The 18,650-nt window shown below is 68.9% G+C and carries 20 protein-coding genes and 1 pseudogene; 11 read left to right on the top strand and 10 right to left on the bottom strand.

Going from position 1 to position 18,650, the window contains the following annotated elements:
• The first annotated feature begins 80 nt into the window (after positions 1-80).
• Positions 81-1,031, top strand: coding sequence for a hypothetical protein (locus tag D471_RS0119795; RefSeq protein ID WP_017600220.1), 951 nt, complete (start codon positions 81-83; stop codon positions 1,029-1,031).
• A gap of 10 nt (positions 1,032-1,041) precedes the next feature.
• Here the strand turns inward: D471_RS0119795 and D471_RS0119790 are convergent, their stop codons facing one another.
• On the bottom strand, positions 1,042-2,229 hold the full coding sequence (locus D471_RS0119790) for an endonuclease/exonuclease/phosphatase family protein (protein WP_017600219.1): 1,188 nt from the start codon (positions 2,227-2,229) through the stop codon (positions 1,042-1,044).
• 126 nt (positions 2,230-2,355) lie between these two features.
• Here D471_RS0119790 and D471_RS35270 point away from each other — a divergent pair, with 126 nt between their 5' ends.
• Complete coding sequence (locus tag D471_RS35270) at positions 2,356-3,204, top strand: hypothetical protein (protein ID WP_017600218.1); 849 nt, start codon at positions 2,356-2,358, stop codon at positions 3,202-3,204.
• Here D471_RS35270 and D471_RS0119780 read toward each other — a convergent pair.
• Positions 3,201-3,509 carry a helix-turn-helix domain-containing protein gene (locus tag D471_RS0119780; RefSeq protein ID WP_017600217.1) on the bottom strand — a complete coding sequence of 103 codons (309 nt, stop codon included), beginning with the start codon at positions 3,507-3,509 and terminating at the stop codon, positions 3,201-3,203. The genes D471_RS35270 and D471_RS0119780 overlap by 4 nt on opposite strands.
• Positions 3,509-3,934: a type II toxin-antitoxin system RelE/ParE family toxin gene (locus D471_RS35265; protein ID WP_152486380.1), complete on the bottom strand. Its 426-nt coding sequence runs from the start codon at positions 3,932-3,934 to the stop codon at positions 3,509-3,511. The genes D471_RS0119780 and D471_RS35265 overlap by 1 nt, the downstream gene beginning before the upstream one ends.
• 103 nt (positions 3,935-4,037) lie before the next feature.
• On the opposite strand from D471_RS35265, the gene D471_RS40915 reads away from it, so the two are divergent.
• Positions 4,038-4,208, top strand: coding sequence for a hypothetical protein (locus D471_RS40915; protein WP_017600215.1), 171 nt, complete (start codon positions 4,038-4,040; stop codon positions 4,206-4,208).
• On the opposite strand, the gene D471_RS0119765 is transcribed toward D471_RS40915, so the two are convergent.
• Positions 4,205-4,525 (bottom strand): hypothetical protein, encoded by a 321-nt coding sequence (locus D471_RS0119765; RefSeq protein ID WP_017600214.1) that lies wholly within the window; start codon positions 4,523-4,525, stop codon positions 4,205-4,207. The two genes, D471_RS40915 and D471_RS0119765, sit on opposite strands and share 4 nt — an antisense overlap.
• 264 nt (positions 4,526-4,789) lie before the next feature.
• On the opposite strand from D471_RS0119765, the gene D471_RS35260 reads away from it, so the two are divergent.
• From D471_RS35260 to D471_RS0119735, 5 genes are all read left to right on the top strand, one after another.
• Positions 4,790-5,671: a helix-turn-helix domain-containing protein gene (locus D471_RS35260; protein ID WP_017600213.1), complete on the top strand. Its 882-nt coding sequence runs from the start codon at positions 4,790-4,792 to the stop codon at positions 5,669-5,671.
• Positions 5,668-5,865, top strand: a complete 198-nt coding sequence (locus D471_RS0119755) for a DUF397 domain-containing protein (protein WP_017600212.1) — start codon at positions 5,668-5,670, stop codon at positions 5,863-5,865. Before D471_RS35260 ends, D471_RS0119755 begins: the two co-directional genes overlap by 4 nt.
• Before the next feature lie 386 nt (positions 5,866-6,251).
• Positions 6,252-6,440, top strand: coding sequence for a DUF397 domain-containing protein (locus tag D471_RS35255; protein ID WP_017600210.1), 189 nt, complete (start codon positions 6,252-6,254; stop codon positions 6,438-6,440).
• A 141-nt stretch (positions 6,441-6,581) separates the two neighbouring features.
• A complete protein-coding gene (gene dnaE / locus D471_RS0119740; RefSeq protein WP_017600209.1) occupies positions 6,582-10,145 on the top strand; it encodes a DNA polymerase III subunit alpha in 3,564 nt (1,187 codons plus the stop codon).
• Positions 10,146-10,343: 198 nt separating this feature from the next.
• Positions 10,344-11,114 carry a PadR family transcriptional regulator gene (locus D471_RS0119735; protein ID WP_017600208.1) on the top strand — a complete coding sequence of 257 codons (771 nt, stop codon included), beginning with the start codon at positions 10,344-10,346 and terminating at the stop codon, positions 11,112-11,114.
• A gap of 49 nt (positions 11,115-11,163) precedes the next feature.
• Here the strand turns inward: D471_RS0119735 and D471_RS0119730 are convergent, their stop codons facing one another.
• Entirely contained in the window at positions 11,164-11,451 is a 288-nt protein-coding gene (locus D471_RS0119730; protein ID WP_017600207.1) for a hypothetical protein, read from the bottom strand.
• 109 nt (positions 11,452-11,560) lie between these two features.
• Here D471_RS0119730 and D471_RS0119725 point away from each other — a divergent pair, with 109 nt between their 5' ends.
• Positions 11,561-12,103 (top strand): ABATE domain-containing protein, encoded by a 543-nt coding sequence (locus tag D471_RS0119725; RefSeq protein WP_017600206.1) that lies wholly within the window; start codon positions 11,561-11,563, stop codon positions 12,101-12,103.
• 16 nt (positions 12,104-12,119) lie between these two features.
• Here D471_RS0119725 and D471_RS0119720 read toward each other — a convergent pair whose 3' ends face one another.
• Positions 12,120-12,650: a DinB family protein gene (locus D471_RS0119720; RefSeq protein WP_017600205.1), complete on the bottom strand. Its 531-nt coding sequence runs from the start codon at positions 12,648-12,650 to the stop codon at positions 12,120-12,122.
• Between the two features lie 77 nt (positions 12,651-12,727).
• Between D471_RS0119720 and D471_RS0119715 the strand changes: the two genes are divergently transcribed.
• Positions 12,728-13,399: a hypothetical protein gene (locus D471_RS0119715; RefSeq protein WP_017600204.1), complete on the top strand. Its 672-nt coding sequence runs from the start codon at positions 12,728-12,730 to the stop codon at positions 13,397-13,399.
• A 10-nt stretch (positions 13,400-13,409) separates the two neighbouring features.
• Here the strand turns inward: D471_RS0119715 and D471_RS35250 are convergent.
• The 4 genes and pseudogenes from D471_RS35250 to D471_RS0119695 all read right to left on the bottom strand — a co-directional run bounded on the left by D471_RS35250 (position 13,410) and on the right by D471_RS0119695 (position 17,394).
• Positions 13,410-15,241: pseudogene (locus D471_RS35250) on the bottom strand (AMP-dependent synthetase/ligase).
• A gap of 109 nt (positions 15,242-15,350) precedes the next feature.
• A complete protein-coding gene (gene ybaK, locus D471_RS0119705) occupies positions 15,351-15,809 on the bottom strand; it encodes a Cys-tRNA(Pro) deacylase (protein WP_026127888.1) in 459 nt (152 codons plus the stop codon).
• Positions 15,810-15,930: 121 nt separating this feature from the next.
• The gene (locus tag D471_RS0119700; RefSeq protein ID WP_026127887.1) at positions 15,931-16,707 is read right to left on the bottom strand and encodes an LON peptidase substrate-binding domain-containing protein; all 777 of its coding nucleotides are present in this window, start codon (positions 16,705-16,707) and stop codon (positions 15,931-15,933) included.
• 126 nt (positions 16,708-16,833) lie between these two features.
• Positions 16,834-17,394: a ferritin gene (locus D471_RS0119695; RefSeq protein ID WP_017600201.1), complete on the bottom strand. Its 561-nt coding sequence runs from the start codon at positions 17,392-17,394 to the stop codon at positions 16,834-16,836.
• Between the two features lie 250 nt (positions 17,395-17,644).
• Here D471_RS0119695 and hisD point away from each other — a divergent pair.
• Positions 17,645-18,650: histidinol dehydrogenase (gene hisD, locus D471_RS0119690; RefSeq protein WP_017600200.1), on the top strand; the 1,006-nt coding region annotated here is incomplete at its 3' end.

The following is an 18,650-nucleotide window of genomic DNA, read 5'->3' as shown; positions in this document are numbered from 1 at the left end:
GGAACCGTCCGGTTCGGAACCGCGTCCCATCTCCCGTGGCCCGGGTCCCGCCCCCGCACCGGGCCGCGGAAGGAGAGAGCGTGGCCCGGTTCCGTGGACGGAGGGAGGCCGCCTCCCACACCTCGCCCGAGGTGCGGAGGCGGCGCCGTGAGAAGCTGCGCAGGGAGGCGAACCGCTGGCTGCTCCCCGCCCTGCTGCTCCTTCTCGTGGGGCTGGCGTCCGCGGTGTTCGCCGGGGCCTGGGCGTGGGAGAACCACGCGCTCGACACCCGGGGCGAGGACGGTACCGCGCAGGCCCTCTGGTTCCTCGCCGACGACCAGTACGTGTGGTACGAGCAGGACGGGCGGTGGCGTGCGGACCCCGCACTCAGCGACGGGGTTCACGCCCACGGAACTCCCGTCACCGTCGAGGTGGTGCCCGGCCCCGACCCCCTGGTCGCGATCGACGGTGCCCGGCACCCGGCCGGGGCGGCCGCCGTCGTCGCGGCCGCCTCCCTGACTCTCAGCGCCGTCTGCCTCCTCATGCACCTGAGGGTGTCCAGGGGCCAACGTGAGCTTCCCGGACGGCGCGGTGTGGTCGCCCTGGCACTCGACGCTTTCATCAGTGATCGGGGCATGGTGTTCTGCTTCATCGCCCTGATCACGTTCGGCGTCCTCGTGCCCATCGCCGTCGTGGACCCCGTGCCCGTCGACAACCCCAGGCTCACCACGGCCACTGTTCTGGACGTGTGGCCGTGCGATAAACGCGGGTGCCAGCACCAGGACGGAGAGATCTCCTACGCGGTCCGGGGCACCGAGTACGTGCGGGAGGTCGACGACATCGCCTCCGACGTGGAGGAGGGGGAGGAGGTCGATGTCCTCTATGGTCACGACGACCCGGGCGACGTCGTGACCGTGAAGGACGTCGAAGGAGACGACGCGTGTTTCGTCGCGCTGATCGTCACGGCTGTTCTCCTGGCCGGTCTCGCCTTCTACGGGGTGGTCACCCAGCCCCTGCGGGTGCTCTGGCGCCGTCGACCGCAGAGGTCCTGATCCTCCCCACTCACGGGCGTCCCACGTCCACCCAGACCAGCCGGTGGTCGGAACTGGGGAAGGGGTGGTCGCCGGTCAGCCGGAACAGCGGATCGTCCGCCGCGGGCCAGAACACTCCGGCCCTGCCCACGGGAAGTTCCGCCGACGGCAGCACGTAGTCCGCGCGAAGATGCCCCTCGGACGGCGCGGCCGCCGCGTCCAGGGCGGCGGCGCCCAGCCCGCCCCGGCTGGACGGTTCCACGTCTCGCACCCGGGGATGCTCCAACAGGCGGGTGATCGCCTTGGGGTGACCGTCTCCCGCCGCCGGGTCGGCGTTCAGGTCCCCCGCGACCACGAACGGGGCCCCGGGCGCCAACCCGCCCCGCCGCCCCTCGTCGTCGTACACGTGCCCGGCGTCCCGGGACAGGTAGTCGACCCAGAACCGGATCTCGTCGTGGTTGCGCAGCACGTTGCGCCGCTCGGGGCCGTCGAAGGCGGGCGGTGTCGGATGGCTCGCCAGCACGTGCACCGGACGCCGTCCGCCCACGTCCACCGGAACGTCCCAGTGGCTCTTGGAGGACAGGCGCAGCACCGCCAACGCCTCGTCCGAGTGGAACCGCGCGCCCGTGTCGGGGCGCACCGGCAGCAACGCCCCCGGCAGGTCCGCCCAGCGGAACGTCCGGAACGTGCGCACCCGGTCGGCGAGGATCGGGTACCGGGAGAACAGGACCATGCCGTACTGGCCGGGGAACAGTCCGAAACCGAACGCGTCCCCGGCGTAGGCGACGCTGCCGGGTTCGGTCACCACCCGGCCGTCACCGTCCAGGTCCGTCCCCGAGGCCACCCCGGTGTTCACCGGGGCCGTGTACACGTACGGGTACTCGATCCCCTCGGCGTCGCGGTGGCCCACCGACAGATAGCGGTCCTGGAACAGACGCGGACCCATCCCGTCCGGGTCGTGGTCGAACTCGTTGACGAGCAGGACGTCGGGGCGCACGCGCTGGACGATCTCGGCGACGTTGCGCGGCTGCGCGCCGCCCGGTCCGGCCAGTTCGGCCAACAGCGCGCCGGCCGTCGGTCGGGTCAGCGCGGCGTTGAAGGTCGCGAACCGCACCTCACCGGGGCCGGGCGGGCCCGGAACCGAGGGCGAGACCACTGACACCGGACGCGCCGGACGCACGCCTGAGGACGCCAGCACCAGGGTGGCGGTCGAACACACGGGAGGGCCTCTCACAAGGAGCACGGGGCACACCCGCCCCGTGGGCCGGACGTTAGCAGGTCGCCCCTCCACGGGGAGCGTAAACCGGTTGTCCCGTCCACGGCCGCCTTGCTTCCATGGTGACCCATGGAACCGATCCGCCCCTTCCGCTGGAACGTCGCGCGCGGTGACCGGCTCGGCTCACTGCTCGACGGCCACGGGTACGAGCCCCTCTACCTGTCCGAACTCACCGAGTGCGCCGCCAAGGTGCTCGCCCGCAGCTCCGACGGGGATCTGTACTTCGTCGGCCGGTCCGCCGACAGTGTGTTCGACCTGCTCAGCGGCGTGCTCGCGGACACCCCGTACGATGCGCGGCTCCACCAGCTGCCGCTGTCCCTGTACGGCCTCGACGGCATGGGGCTCACGGGTGAGGAACGCGCCCGGCTGCGCGTCAACCTCACCGCCTCGGATCTGTCCCCGAAGGCGCTCGCGGCGAGGCGGCGCCCCTTCGTGTTCGCCGACCTCGTCCTGCACGGGTCGACGTTCACCAACCTCCACCACCAGCTGTGCGACTGGATCGAGGACGAGCGCGCCGCATGGAACGTGATCCGCGCCAAGATCCGCTACCTCGGGATCACCGCCCGGGAGAAGACCAGTCCGAACACCTGGCGGTGGCAGCAGAACAAGGACTGGGTCGCGCAGCTGCCGGGCAGGGCGGTGCGCAACGTCTCGATCGAGGGATGGTTGTGGCGCTACCTGGGCAACGACCAGCCCAAGACCGCCCGCTCCTTCCGGCGCACCCGCTGGGCGGACCCGGAGGTGACGGTGCCGCGCCGTGACGAGGAGGCGCGCCGGGGCCTGGCCGCCGCGGTCGCCCTCCACCAGCACGGCCGCACACGTGGGGTGCGCGAACACGTCCACGAGGTCCTCACCGGTGAGCCGGCCTTCCGCGAGTCCTGGCTGCGTGACATCGCCCGCGCGATCCGGGGGCGTTAGGCCACCCTTGGGGTGAACTCGATCAGCTCCACACCGTCGGCATCAGTACGGGTCACCGCTCCCTCGGCACCGAACACGTGAGCGAGCCTGACCAGGAGTTCCGGTCCGGGGTAGGTGGCATTCTCCTCCAGCTCCTCCGCTTCGTCGATACCGATACCCATACGTTCGGCCAATTCGGCGTGGGACCAGCCGCGCGCCGTCCGTTCCTGGTGGACGACGGTGGAAAGAGCCACACACCACCCGGCGCGTTCGTAGCCGGGGTGTCCCGACCAGTCCCCGGAGATCCTCCACACGCTGTGCGCCATCACTTCTCCTCCCGAGGGCGGTCGAACCAGCTACCGTGCGGGTCAGCGGCGAAGTGTTCTCGCTCGCACCGCTTCCGTGTGCTCTTGGCGTAGGTGACCTGGCGGGTGTCCCTGTCGCGCTGTTTGCGAAACATCGTCAGGAACACGATACGGTCCTCGCTGGGAAACCAGTAGGTCAGGCGCCAGGCCCCCGGCCGGAGCTCGTAGACACCCTCTCCCAACGGCTTCGCCTGTGGCTCTGTGAGCCTGCGTCCCATCAAGGCGAGCATCTCGGCCAGACGTAGGACGACCACGTACTCGTCCTCGCGGATCGCGTCCAGCTTCGCCTCAACCTCAGGTTCGAGTTCGAGGGTGAGCAGCCGTGTCTGTCCCGGCGCGGGGCCGAACGGCATGAGACGACGGTGCCGCCTGTTCGGGGTGGTCAAGATACTTCTCTTTCCGGTCAGTCACGTGCTGTTACCGTACGGGGCAGTGGGTGGCCGTGTGGTGGAATCAGCGTGGAATGTGATTTGCGCCGGGTTCCGGACGGTGCCGCGCCGTGACGAGGAGGCGCGCCGGGGCCTGGCCGCCGCGGTCGCCCTCTACCAGCACGGCCGCACACGTGGGGTGCGCGAACACGTCCACGAGGTCCTCACCGGCGAGCCAACCTTCCGCGAGTCCTGGCTGCGCGACGTCGCCCGCGCGATCCGGGGGCGTTAGGCCGCCGGGGTCGGGTCCGGTTCCGGATCGACCCAGGTCACGTATGTGGTGTCCTCGCCGTGCCGGAAGAGCCGGAGTGCGGAGTCCAGGGAACCGAACGTGCCGCGAATCGGTGCGGTCTCCCCGGTGAGGACGACACGACCGTCCCCGAAACACAGTCCCCAGGCGAGGATGACGCCGTCCTGCTCCGCGTAGTCCAGTGCGAGGACCGCGAACCGTCGCGGTGCCTGTTCGGCGGCCAGGGCATCGGCCTCGGATCGCAGATCTTCGGATATGAGGGCGAAGGTGTGGGCGCGCTGTGCGGTGGTGTTCTCCATGCGTCGAGACTGCGACAGGGGCGTCACCCTGCGCTACTGGTTCCTGTTCACCTGTTGATCCGTGGATTCCCGTCCGAAATACCGCAGGGGCCGGTGGAGTGCTGTGGGCGTGCGCGATCCGCTGTGAGCGGGTGAGGAGCGGTCGTGACCAGGTGACCGAACTCGGCCTGTGGAAAACCTCCACCGAAGGTGAGCGCGGAACTACGCTGAGATTGCCGATTCATCGGGATCGGCGTCACCCCTCACCCCTCCGGAGAGCCAGCCATGACCGACCTGCACCTCGTGCCCGAGGAGGACGCGGACGAGCCGCAGCGGGCGACTCCGTTGCCTCTGCGGTACTACGCGAGTGAACTCAAGCGGTATCGGGAGGCGGCGGGGCTCACGCAGGAGCAGCTCTCGAACCTCATCCCGTACTCCAAGTCCATGATCTCGATGGTGGAGACAGCCAAGCGGTCGCCGTTGGAGGCGCGGGGAGGCGAGAAACTCACATCCAGGTTCACCGACTACTGCGACCAGGTGCTGGACACCGGGGGAGCGCTCAGCCGGATACTGCCTCTACTGGAAGATGCGGGTGACCCGTACCCCTCCTGGTTCAGGCCGTACGCCAACCTGGAAGCCGAGGCTACGGCCATCTACATCTTCCAGTCCCAAACGGTGCCTGGACTGCTACAGACGGAGGAGTACGCGCAGGAATTGGCCAGGTGTCTGTATCCGGCTCCCAGTGAGACGGAGGTAGGGAGTCTCGTCACCGCTCGAATGCAGCGCCAGGAGATCCTGGGCCGGACGGAACCACCGCATCTGTTCTTCGTGATCGATGAGGCAGTCCTCAAACGGCGGATCGGGACGGCGTCGGTGATGAGGCAGCAGCTTCAACGACTGATGGACGTATCCCAGTGGCCGACTGTCAACCTTCTCATCATGCCCTTCTCGGTCGGTGGCCATCCGGCTATCGACGGGTCGCACGTGATCCTAGATCTGCCAGAGGGGGAGTCTGCCCTGTACGTTGAGGGGCCGGGAAGTGCGACCATCACCACCGTTCCCAGTGAGGTAAGGCCTGCGCAGCTTCGCTTTCTCGCTCTGTGTGGTGCCGCACTGCCGTCGTCCCTGTCGGTGGAGATGATCGAGAAGTACATGGGAGAGACATGAACAGGACCCCCTCCGCGACGGGTATGCAGTGGCGGAAATCCTCTTACAGCAGTGCCCAGGGTGGCGAGTGCGTGGAGGTGGCCGAGGGAGAGCACAGCATGTATCTCCGGGACTCCAAGAACCCGGGGCTGGGCTACTTCTCCTTCGACGCGGGGGAGTGGGACGCCTTCCTCGCCTCATCCAAGCAGAGCTGACCCCTTTCCCCTGTCCGGTGGCCGGAGACACCCGGCCACCGGACAGTGCGTTTCACGGGTGTGCTTCAGAGGTTCGTGCTAAGTATCGGGGGACGCGTGTTCAGCGCGGTGGATCCTGGTCACAACTCCGTCGTGAGCAGGTGCCTGAGATGCCCGAATCTCCTGTGGTCACGTGTGATCGCGCTCGCGCCATTCGTGAGCACGGTGTACGTATCCGCTGGTTCGCGTAGGGGCATGGTGACAGCGATCGCGACAGCGTGGTCACCGGCCTCCAGGGCTCCTGCGAGGGCCCGGTGCGTGTGGTCGCGGCGCTGGATTAGGTGAGGAACCAAGGAGGGGCGCTCATGCGCAACCTGTACAACATCAACCTGAGTGGTACCGACTAGGTGAAGCCCTGCGGTGGCAACAACGACTCCGACGGTGACGAGGAGTCCTGCGTCCTCGTCGTGAACACCCCCGAGGTGGTCGCCATCCGTGACTCCAAGAACCCGGTGGCCGAGCCGCTGCGGTTCACGAAGGCCGAGATGGACGCCTTCGTCCGCTACTACGTCCGTGAGAACGATGTCGTGATCTAGATCGCGGCTCGTCGGGCGGGTCCCGCACTGATCAGTGGGGGACCCGTTTTGGTTGTCCACAGGGGTCCGCGAGAGTCGTGGGACGGGCGTAGGCTCAGGAGTCATCACCCGTCCGTCGACCCTCCTGGGGGCACCCGAGCCATGGCTGACTCCTTCACCCATCTGCACGTCCACACCGAGTACTCGATGTTGGACGGCGCCGCGAAACTCAAGCCCCTGTTCAAGGAGGCCTCGCGGTTGGGCATGCCAGCGGTCGCCATGACCGACCACGGCAACATGTTCGGGGCCTACGAGTTCTTCCAGCAGTCCAAGGGCACCGGGGTCAAACCCATCATCGGCATCGAGGCGTATGTGGCGCCGGAGTCGCGGTTCCACAAGAAGCGCGTCTTCTGGGGTCGGGCCAGCGGGTCCGACGACGTCGCCGGTGAGGGTGGCAAGGACGTCTCCGGTGGCGGTCGGTTCCTCCACATGACGATGCTCGCGGAGAACGAGACCGGGCTGCGCAACCTGTTCAAGATGTCCTCCCTGGCGTCCATGGAGGGCTACTACATGAAACCTCGAATGGACCTCGACCTCATGGCCGAGCACAGCGAGGGCATTATCGTCAGCACCGGTTGTCCCTCCGGCGGTGTGCAGACCCGTCTGCGACTGGGCCAGGAGAAGGAGGCGATCGCCTACGCCTCCCAGCTCCAGGACATCTTTGGCAAGGACAACGTCTTCCTGGAGTTGATGGACCACGGCGTCGATATCGAGAAGGAGGTTCGCGACGGCCTCCTCAAGGTCGGCCGTGAGCTGAACATCCCGCCGTTGGTCACCAACGACTCCCACTACGTCTACGAGAGCCAGTCCGCCGCGCACGACGCCCTGCTGGCGGTCGGCGTGGGCAAGAACCTGGACGACCCCACCCGGTTCCGCTTCAACGGGTCCGGTTACTACCTCAAGACCGCCGATGAGATGCGCGGCATCCTCAACTTCGACGAGTGGGCCCAGGGGTGCAAGAACACCCTGCTCATCGCCGAACGCATCGCGCCGGACGCCTACGACAACGTGTTCGCGCATCGCGACCTGATGCCCGCCTTCCCCATCCCCGAGGGGGAGACCGAGTCCTCCTGGCTGGCCAAGGAGGTCGAGAAGGGGCTCCATTTCCGGTACCCCAACGGCGTCTCCGAGGAAGCACGTCGGAGGGTCGAGTACGAACTCGGGATCATCAACGAGATGGGTTTCCCGGCCTACTTCCTCGTGACCGCCGACATCTGTCAGCACGCGCGTAAGACGGGGATCGCGCTGGGGCCGGGGCGTGGCTCCGCAGCGGGGTCGATGGTCGCCTACATCCTGGGCATCACCGATCTGGACCCCCTGGAGCACGGTCTGCTGTTCGAGCGGTTCCTCAACCCCGAACGTGTCTCCATGCCCGATATCGACCTCGACTTCGACGAGCGTCGGCGCGCCGAGATGATCGATTACGTCACGGAGTTGTACGGGGAGGAACGCGTCGCGCAGATCCTCACCTTCGGCACCATCAAGGCCAAGGCCGCGATCAAGGACTCCACCCGCATCCTCGGCATGCCCTACTCCGTGGGTGACCAGATCACCAAGGCGTTCCCGGCCCCCGTCGGCGGTAACGAGATCCCGCTGGACGCGGTCTTCAACACCGAACACGAGCGCTACCCGGAGACCACCGAGCTGCGCGGCCTCATCGACAACGACCCCCAGGTCGCCAAGGTCATGGAGACCGCTCGTGGTATCGAGGGCCTGACCCGCGGCACCGGTGTGCACGCGGCGGGTGTCATCCTGTCCCGGGACCCCCTGCTCGACGTCATTCCCGTGCACAAGCGCGACACCGACGGCGCCATCATCACCGGCTTTCCCTACCCTCAGTGCGAGTCCATGGGTCTGCTCAAGATGGACTTCCTGGGCCTGCGCAACCTCACGATCATGGATGACGCGGTCAAGAGCATCAAGGAGGCCGAGGGGATCGACATCGACCTGGGGAGCCTGCCCCTGGACGACAAGAAGACCTTCGACCTGCTGGCACGCGGCGACACCCTGGGCGTGTTCCAGCTCGACGGCGGAGCGATGCGCAACCTGCTGCGCCGCATGGAACCCAAGCAGTTCGGCGACCTGACCGCCGTGATCTCCCTGTACCGGCCCGGCCCGATGGCGGCCAACGCCCACAACGACTACGCCGACCGGTCGAACGGGCGCCAGGAGATCACACCGATCCACCCGGATCTCAAGGACGCACTGGATCCGATCCTCGGTGAGACGTACCACCTCATCGTCTACCAAGAGCAGATCATGGCCATCGCCCAGCAGCTGGCCGGGTACAGCCTGGGCGGCGCCGACCTGATGCGTCGCGCCATGGGTAAGAAGAAGAAGGAGGCCCTGGAGGCGGAGGAGGCCAAGTTCTTCCCCGGTGCCGCCGAGCGCGGCTTCTCCAAGGAGGCCACCCAAGCGCTGTGGGACGTCATGCTCCCCTTCGCCGGGTACGCGTTCAACAAGTCGCACGCCGCCGGATACGCCCTCGTCGCGTACTGGACCGCCTACCTCAAGGCCAACTACCCGGCCGCGTACATGGCCGCGCTGCTCACCTCGGTCAGTGACGACAAGGACAAGATGGCGGTCTACCTGGCCGAGTGCCGGACCCAGGGCATCAAGGTGCTCCCGCCGGACGTCAACGAGTCGGGTCTGCGGTTCACCCCGGTGGGCAAGGACATCCGCTTCGGCATGGGCGCGGTCCGCAACGTCGGCGCCAACGTCGTCAACTCGATCATCAAGACCCGTACGGAGAAGGGCAAGTTCACCTCCTTCACCGACTTCCTGTCCAAGATCGAACTGGCGGCCTGCAACAAGCGCGTCATCGAGTCGCTGGTCAAGGCGGGCGGGTTCGACTCCCTGGGCCAGCCCCGGCGCGAGCTGTACCGCCACCACGAGACGGCGGTCGACGGCATGATCAGCTCCAAGAAGCAGGAGGCGCACGGCCAGTTCGACCTGTTCGGCGGTGGTGACGACGACGGTGACTCCACGCCGATCGGGCTGAACATCCAGTGGGGCGACGAGGAGTGGGACCGCAAGACCAAGCTCGCCTTCGAGCGCGAGATGCTGGGCCTGTACGTGTCCAGCCACCCGCTGGCCGGTGCCGAGCGCATCCTGGCCCGCTCGCGCGACACCTCCATCGCCCAGGTCGTCGCCGGTGAGCTGAGCCGCGAACGCGGCGAGGTGCGTATCTCCGGCCTGATCTCCAAGGTGGACAAGCGCGTCAACAAGGCGGGCAACCAGTGGGCGATCGCCACGGTGGAGGACCTGGACGCCAGCATGGAGGTCCTGTTCTTCCCCAAGACCTATCCGCTGTACGTGGAGGCCCTGCTGGAGGACACCGCGGTCACCGTCAAGGGCCGCCTGAACGAGCGTGACGGCACCTACTCGATGTTCGCCTCGGAGATGTCGATCCTGGACATCTCGCACGTGTCCGACGGGGAACCCCCGGTCCTGCTGACCGTGGACGAGAAGCGGCTCACCGCGGAGCTGGTCGACGACCTGCGCCAGGTCCTGAGCTCCCACAAGGGGGAGACCCCGGTGCGTATCCGGGTGGACAACCCGGTGCGGTCGCGGATCTACGCCGTGGACCGGTACTCCGTGCGGATCTCCCCGGAGTTCAACAGTGAGATGAAGAGCCTGTTGGGGGCCTACGCGGTCGACTACTGATCCCGAAGGACCCCGGGGGTCCCGTGTGCCGAACGGCGCGCGGGACCCCCTTTCGTCGTGTTCGAGGCGACTTCTTCGCGGCGGCCCTCTTGCGTTGAGCGAGTTAGCGATATATCTTTAAGCTATCAGAACAAAGGCTGACTGTCGTAATCATGTAAGACAGTCGCTTTGTGTCGCTACAATGCAGAAGGAGTCCCCATGAGTGCCATGGCACTGCCCGGTCCCTGGTCCTGGGAGGGGCGCGGCGGTCGACCGTTCCGCGGCCCCTGGTCCTGGCGGCCGACCGACACCCCGCGCGGTCACCACGACCACGGTCACGACGAGGCGCCCGGCGAGGAACGCCACGCACACCACCGCGCCGAGTTCGGCCACCGGCCGCCACCTCCCCCCGGGCCTCCCGTCGTGCCCCCCACGCCGCCCTGGGGTGGCGGCCCCTCAGCGCACGGCTTCGGCGGTTTCGGCCCNNNNGGGGCCCCCCGCCGTGCCCGGCGCGGTGACGTCCGCACCGGCATCCTGCTGCTGCTCGCCGAGGAGCCGCGCAGCGGATACGAGATCATCCGTGAGGGCCGTGAGCGCAGCGGCGGCATGTGGCGGCCCAGTCCCGGCTCCGTCTACCCCATGCTCCAGCAGCTGGAGGACGAGGGCATGGTCAGTCAGATCGCGGGGGAGGGGCGCCGCCGCCCCTACCAGCTCACCGAGGAGGGCATCGCCCACCTGGAGGAGCACGGCGCCGACCTCACCCCGCCCTGGGCGGCGGGGGACGACGCCCACGCCGACACCCGCTCACGCTACGAGGAGATGGGCGAGCTCGCCTACCAGCTCAGCGCCGCTGCGGCCCAGGTCGCCCAGGCGGGTACCGACGAGCAGTCGGAACGGGCCAAACGGCTCCTGAACGAGACCAAACGGGGCCTGTACCGGATCCTCGCCGAGGACGACGGAGCCGACGAACACTCCGACGCCGAGGAGTGACACACGGCGGCGCCCGCTGACGAGAAGCTCGTCAGCGGGCGCCGATGCGTCACGCGCTGTGCAGGACCTCGGCGTGGCGCATGTCGTGCACGGTGGTGATCTGACCGAAGAAGTCGGCGACGGCCTCGTCGGAGGGCATCTCCTTCGCGGCCCGCTCGGCCGCCTCGCGTGATCCCCACACGATGACGTCACCGATGCTGCCGTCGTCGTAACGCACCAGCCGGGCACTGACGAACGCGTCGCCGTAGCGCTCCTTCAGCCGATGGACGAGCCGGTCGCGGTCGGCGGTCAGCGCGTCGACGTCCTTGGCCTCGAAGTGAACGTACTCAAGCGTCATGGAGGACCATCCCGTCTCTGGAGAGCGAATATGTCACGGACTTGATTGCTCAAAACCGTGACATGAAAGTATCACGGATTCAGGGAGCAGAATCCGGTAGTTTGAGGGGATGACGCTGCGTGAGTTCTACGACATGCCGTGGATCGGCCACGAGCACCCCGTCCTCGACCTGACCAACACCGTCGTCATCGGCGCCGGTCCCGGACACGGCGACGTCGACTTCCTCTCCGATCCCGGGCTGACCGCGGCGTGGCGGGAGCGGCTCGGAAACCGGGCGCTGGCGCGGGAACCGCTCGGCGCGCTGCGTGCGCTCCGCGCCCCGTTGCGGGCCGCGGTGGACGCCAGAGCGAGGGGTGAGCAGATCCCGGACCGGACGCGGGAGGAGCTCAACACCCTGGCCGCGGGCGCCCCCGTGACCATGCGTCTGGGCGCCGACGGCGGTCTCGTCCACGAGGAGGCGGCCGACGACGTCGGCGCCGTGCTGGCCAGGGAGGCGCTCGTGCTGCTGGCGCGGGAGGGCAAGGAGCGGCTGCGCCGTTGCGACGCCCCCAGCTGCGGCATGTACTTCCTGCGTACGCGCAGGGACCAGGCGTGGTGCACGGTGATGTGCGGAAACCGGGCACGTGCCGCCCGGCGGCGCCCGGCCTCCTGACCACACGGACGCGGGGCTACTCGCCGGTCACACCATCGGCGAGCTCGCGCACCACATCCAGGTGCCCGTTGTGTCGGGCCGTCTCCTCGATCATGTGCAGCAGCACCCATCTCAGGGTCGGGTTGGGCCGTGCCTTGCGGGCGGTCGTACCCAGCTCCAGACGGGCGGTGATCTCCCGCGAGCGCGCACACTGGGCGTCGTACTCGTCGAGCAGCTCCGCCAACGGTCGCTGCGCGCCGACCCGGAACTCCGCGTCGGGATCCTCGGGCGAATAGGGTGCCCGATCGGGTTGGTTGAGCATGACGGTGTCGAACCAGTAGGCCTCCACCCAGCGCAGGTGCGACACGATGCCGCCCACCGTCATCAGCGGCGAGGCCGGCAGCGGGCTCGCGCCCACGTGTTCGGGGGCGAGCCCGGCACACTTGCGACGCACGGTCGCGCGGTGCCAGTCCAACCACGACGAGAGCATCGTGCGCTCGTCGGCGGCCATCGGAGGGTCGACTCGGGCGGGTTCGGTCAGGGGTGAGGGGACGGTGATGTCGCTCATGCGGGTATTCTCCTTCCGGCCGTGCCCCGCAGCCAGTGCTTTTCCGGGGCGTCGACGAGCCCGGGAGAAGGGGGAACATGACCGATCACAGTCGTGCGGGGGCAGCGCGCCACGCGCTCCTCGTGAGCGCGTGCGTCCTGGTCGGCATGGCCCTGATCGGCACCGTCCTGGGCCCGGTGTGGTGGCTGCTGGCCCCCGACCGCGCGGTGGGCACCGCGCTCGGGGACGGCCGGGTCTTCACGGGCACCGCCGGGGAGGTCTTCGCGGGGGAGGCGTACTTCGCCCTCATCACGGGGGCCGCCGGTATGGCCACCGGTTACGCCGCCTACATGGTCCAGTTCTCCCTGGCGCGCTATCGGATCCAGGACCTGCGCATGGTCTTCCTGGTCGCGGGCACCCTGGGCGCGATGGCCGCGACCGTGCTCACCTGGCAGGTCGGGACCCTGATCGACGCGCCCCTCCACGCGGCCGCGGCCGCCGCCGAACGCGGGGAGTCCGTCACCGTCGGTCTCGACCTGCGCGCGACCTCGTTCCTGGTGGTCTGGCCCTTCCTCTTCGTCCTCCAGTACGGACTGTTGGACGGGATCAGCGCCCTGCGCTCCGACCAGCCGGGCGTGCTCCCGCCCGCCCCTGATCCGGAGCCCCCGCAGGCCGTGGAGCACCCGCGATCCCCGCGGGCCGCGGACCCGACCGACACCTCCGCGACCCCCGAACACGGCCAGACCGGCACCGAGGACTCCGCTCCCTGAGCCCCGCGGGTCAGAGGCTCTGGACGGTGCCCTCGTACATGCCGTCCAGCAGTTCGCGGTACTTCTCCTCGATCGCCCGCCGCCGCATCTTGAGACTCGGTGTGATCTCCCCCTCCTCCACCGACAGGTCACTCGGCAGGATCGCGAAGCGCTTCACGGTCTCGTGCCGGGGCAGATCCCGGTTCAACGTGTCGATCGCCTCCTGCACGATCGCCCGAACCGCGGGCTCCCTGGTCAGCGCGGTGTAGTCGAGCCCGCCCAGGCCTTTGTCGGCGGCCCACTCGGCGATCGCCTCGGGGTCCAGAGCCACGAGTGCCACGCAGTACGGCCGCCGATCCCCGTGCACGACCAGGTTGCTCACGTACGGGCACAGCGCCTTGAACCGACCCTCGATGCCCTGCGGGGCCACGTACTTGCCGCCGGAGGTCTTGATCAGTTCCTTCTTGCGGTCGGTGATACGCAGGTGCCCGTCCTCCAGGACGCCGATGTCACCGGTCGCGAACCACCCGTCCTCCGTCAGCACCGCCTCGGTGGCACCGGACAGGTTGTGGTAGCCGCGCATCACCCCGCCGCCGCGCAGCATCACCTCGCCGTCCTCGGCGATCCTGACCTCGGTACCGGGCATCGGCAGCCCCACACTCCCGAACCGCACCTCGCCCGGCCGATTGACGAACGTGGCTCCACTGCTCTCCGTGAGCCCGTACCCTTCCAGGATCGTGATCCCCGCACCGTGGAAGAACCGGCCGATCTCCGGAGCCAGGGGCGCGCTGCCGGAGACGAAGAATCGGAGCCGTCCCCCGAACCGGGCACGCAGCTTGGAGAACACCAGCCGGTCGGCGACACGGTGCTGCGCGGCCAGTACACCGCCGGGTTCGCGCCCCCGCTCGTGCTCGCGCGCGACTCGGTCGGCCACGGCCGCCGCCCACCGGAAGATCCGATACCGGGCCGCGCCGCCCTCCTTGGCCTGTATCACCACGCGGTTGTACACCTTCTCGAAGATGCGCGGCGCCGCCGCCATGAACGTCGGCCGGACCACGGCCAGATTGTCCACGATCCGGTCCATGCGCCCGTCCACCGCCGTCCGGTAGCCGATGCGCAGNGCGGCAGCCACAGGTACTGCACGTCGTCACCGGTCAACAGCGCCCGCCCCTGAGCGCGCAGCTCCTGGTCGAGGGTGTGCAGGGCCTCGGCCTCGTACAGCCAGTTGGCGTGGTCGAGCCGTACCCCCTTGGGCCTGCCCGTGGTGCCGGAGGTGTAGATGAGGGTGGCCAGGTGTTCGGGGCGAACCCGTGCCACCAACTCCCCGAACAGGCCGGGCCGCTCGGCGGCCAGTCGTGCGCCGCGCGCCTCCAGTTCGGCGAGCGACATCACCCACTCGTCGTCGCCCCCGGCCTCGCCCTCGAAGGCGATCACCCGGGTCAGGCCAGGCATCTGGGCGCGCTGTCGGAGCAGCTTGGCGACCTGTTCGTCGTCCTCGGCGAAGGCGACCATGCTGCCGGAGTCGGAGACGATGTAGGCGCAGTCGGGCGGGGTGCATGAGGGGTAGATGGTCGTCGTCGCCCCTCCCGCGCACAGCACGCCGAGGTCGGCCAGGATCCACTCGATCCTGGTGCTCGCCGCGATCGCGCACCGGGCCTGGGAGGTCACCCCGAGCGAGTGCAGCCCCAGGGCGATGTCGCGGACACGGTCACAGGTCTGGGCCCAGGTCAGCTCGGCCCAGGTCTCGCCGTCGCCGGAGGGCGCCGGGACGGGGTGGGTGAAGGCCACGGCGTCGCCGGATTCGGCGACACGGGCGGTGAACATGGCGGCGATCGAGGGAAAGGGGGATGAACTGTTGTTCATGTCACAACGCTACCCCCGGGTAGCGGGTCCGGCAACGGTCCGTGGCCGACTGTGCGCGGAAGCACCGGCCCCTGTGGCGCGGGGGATGCGCGACCGTGCCCGCCGTCACTCAGGAGGCGCCGATCGGGGCGGTGACCGCCTCCGTCAGCCGGATCAGGTCCCGGGGCGCCAACTCCATCTGGAGCCCCCGCCGCCCCGCTGAGACGTAGACCGACGCCAGCTCCGTCACCGACGCGTCGATCACCGTCCGCAACCGTTTGCGCTGCCCCAGCGGGCTGATGCCCCCGCGCACGTACCCGGTGATCCGTTCGGCCCGGGCCGGGTCCGCCATCGTCGCGCGCTTCCCGCCGACCGCGGCGGCCAGCGCCTTGAGGTCCAGCGACGCGCTCACCGGCACCACCCCGACCGTGAACACACCGTCCACCTCGGCGATCAGTGTCTTGAGGACCCGCTCGTGCGGGACCCCCAGCGCGTCGGCGGCGTCGGTGCCGTAGGAGTGCCCGTCCGCGCCACCGTCCACCTCATAGGGGTGCAGCGTGTAGGCGGTCTTGGCCCGCCCCGCGGCCACGGTCGCGGGTGTGCCCCTTCCACTCATGCCGGACGTCTCCTCAACTCTCACGGGGTCACTGAAGGTCACGGACGCCGGACACGCGTCGCGTGCGGCGACCGCACCAGCAGCCTAACCCGGGCTAGTTGAAGGAGACGCCGTTGTTCAGGAAGGGACCGGCGGGCAGGTTGGGGAGGGTGGGAGCGTCCACGATCCGGTTCTCCCGGCGTAGGAAGCGCGCGGCCACCGCGAGGCGGGTGGCGGCGTCCTCCGCCTCCAGCATCCGCTGCTTCTCCGCCTGGTCCAGGACCACCGACGCCGCCACCGTGTAGGACAGCGCGATCGGGTCCTTGGGCAGATCGGGGTGGGTCTCCGGCGCCATCCCGATGGCGGCCAAACGCTCGCAGTAGGTGTCGTACAGATCCCGGACCCGCTCGGCGTGCTCCTCGGCGTCCGGACCCACCGGTTCGGGCAGGAACGACACCGAGGCGGTCGAGTACTCGTCCGGTGAGGAGGGGTCGACCTCGGACAGGTCGGTGACGGCGAACCGGGCGCCGCCCTCGACGACCAGGTCGTAGCGCCCGTCCTCGTAGGTGCGCACGTCCCGCACGACCGCGGTGCACCCGGTCCCGCTCACCCTCGGCAGGGACACCTCGCTCCGGCCGGTCGTGGGTACGCCCGTGTCGGCGCCGCCGGAGCCCTGGCCGGACTCGCTGGCCACCTCGTGGCCGAGTTCGATCCACACCACGCCGAAGCGGTGCGGACCACCACGGCGGGTCGAACCCTCACCCCCGGTCAGGGTGGGGCCCAGGAGTTCGGAGACGAGGCGGCGGTAACGCCGCTCGAACACGTGCAAGGGAACGCTCATACCGGGGAACAGGACGGTGTTGAGCGGAAAGATCGGCAGTGCCACGGGCATGGTTCCAGTATGCCCGTGGAGCCCGCGCACGGCACGGCCCGGGCGGCGACCGGCCTCCCCTCAGGGCCGGACGCCCGCACCCGGGCCGCCTGGAGCGGACCCTCCCATCACCGGGACGGCCCGAGGTCAGGACACCGACGGACCCGCCGTCTCCGGCGCGTCCTGGCTGCCGTGCTCCTCGCTGGGCATGTCACGCGCCACGAAGGTCTCCACGTCGAAGAGGTTGCCGTCGGCGCGGTCGACCACGTTGAGGAGGGTCGACATCTTGGCGATCTCCTCCGTCTGCTCCTGGACGAACCACTGGAGGAACTGCTCGCCCGCGTAGTCGTCCTCGTCACGGGCGACCTTGGCCAGCCGGTGGATCTGGTTCGTCACCTCGCGCTCCTGACGCAGGGCCAGGGCCACGAGATCGCGCGCGGTGTTGAAATCGGTCTCGATCTCGTCCACTGCGGGAAAGGCGAAGTCCACGTCGCTGTCGATGAGGTATCGCACGATCATCTGCGCGTGATCGCGCTCCTCCAGCGACTGCTCGTAGAAGACGCGTGCCAACTGCGGAAGGTCCCGGGCGTCGAACCATGTCGCGATGGCCACATACTGGTGCGACGCGGTGTACTCGTGCCGTACCTGGTCAACCAGGAGGCGGTGGAACTTGGAAAGGCCGCTGTCGCCGCTCTTGCTCGAAGTCATGGCATCACGATAACGCATTCAAATGCATTATGCGACACGCTGAAAAACGTGTCTCAATTTGTTAGGCAAGCCTTTCTGAAGATAGCTGAGGTTAGGTATTCCAAAGTAAGGGGAAGCTTATTAAGGGCATTCGTGTCGGGCTGGTCGGCGATGTTCACGGGCGAACGCGACCCACCGGACGCGCACGTGCGCTGTCCAACATGCGGAACACGACACCCTCGGTCACGGTGAAGCGCCCTAGACTGGGGCCGTGATCAGTCGAATCGACCTCCGAGGCACCCAAGGCGACCCCCGCGAAGCGCTCCCGCGCGCGGAACTGGACGTGGCGGACGCGGCCGAGCGCGTACGCCCCCTGTGCGAGGACGTGCGCCATCGCGGAACCGAGGCGCTGATCGAGCTCACCGAACGCTTCGACGGCGTCCGCCTCACCGACATCCGGGTCCCGCGCGAGGCGATCGACGCCGCCCTGGCCGACCTCGACCCCGCCGTGCGCGCCGCGCTGGAGGAGTCCATCCGCCGCGCCCGCAAGGTCCACCGCGACCAGCGCCGCACCGACCACACCACCCAGGTCGTCCCCGGCGGCACCGTCACCGAGAAGTGGATCCCGGTCGGCCGCGTCGGCCTCTACGTGCCCGGCGGCCGGGCCGTGTACCCGTCCAGCGTCATCATGAACGTCGTCCCCGCCCAGGAGGCGGGCGTGGCGTCCCTGGCCGTCACCTCACCGCCCCAGCGCGAGTTCGGCGGCCTGCCCCACCCGACCATCCTCGCGGCCTGCGCCCTGCTCGGCGTCGACGAGGTCTACGCCGTCGGCGGCGCCCAGGCCGTGGCCATGTTCGCCCACGGGGCGGGCGAGTGCGCGCGCGTCGACATGGTCACCGGCCCCGGCAACATCTGGGTGGCCGCCGCCAAGCGCCTGCTCAAGGGTGTCATCGGCATCGACGCCGAGGCCGGGCCCACCGAGATCGCCATCCTGGCCGACGCCACCGCCAACGCCGACTACGTCGCCGCCGACCTCATCAGCCAGGCCGAGCACGACGTCGTGGCCGCCTCCGTCCTGGTCACTCCGGACGAGGCCTTGGCCGACGCCGTCGCCGAACGGCTCGCCGTGCGCGTCCCCGCCACCAAGCACGCGGACCGCGTCCGCGAGGCTCTCAGCGGTCCCCAGTCCGGCATCGTCCTGGTCGACGACGTCGAACACGGGCTCGCCGTCGTGGACGCCTACGCGGCCGAGCACCTGGAGATCATGACCGCCGACG

This window comes from Nocardiopsis lucentensis DSM 44048 (assembly GCF_000341125.1).
Classification (GTDB): domain Bacteria; phylum Actinomycetota; class Actinomycetes; order Streptosporangiales; family Streptosporangiaceae; genus Nocardiopsis; species Nocardiopsis lucentensis.
This window is presented reverse-complemented; position numbering and strand designations above follow the sequence as displayed.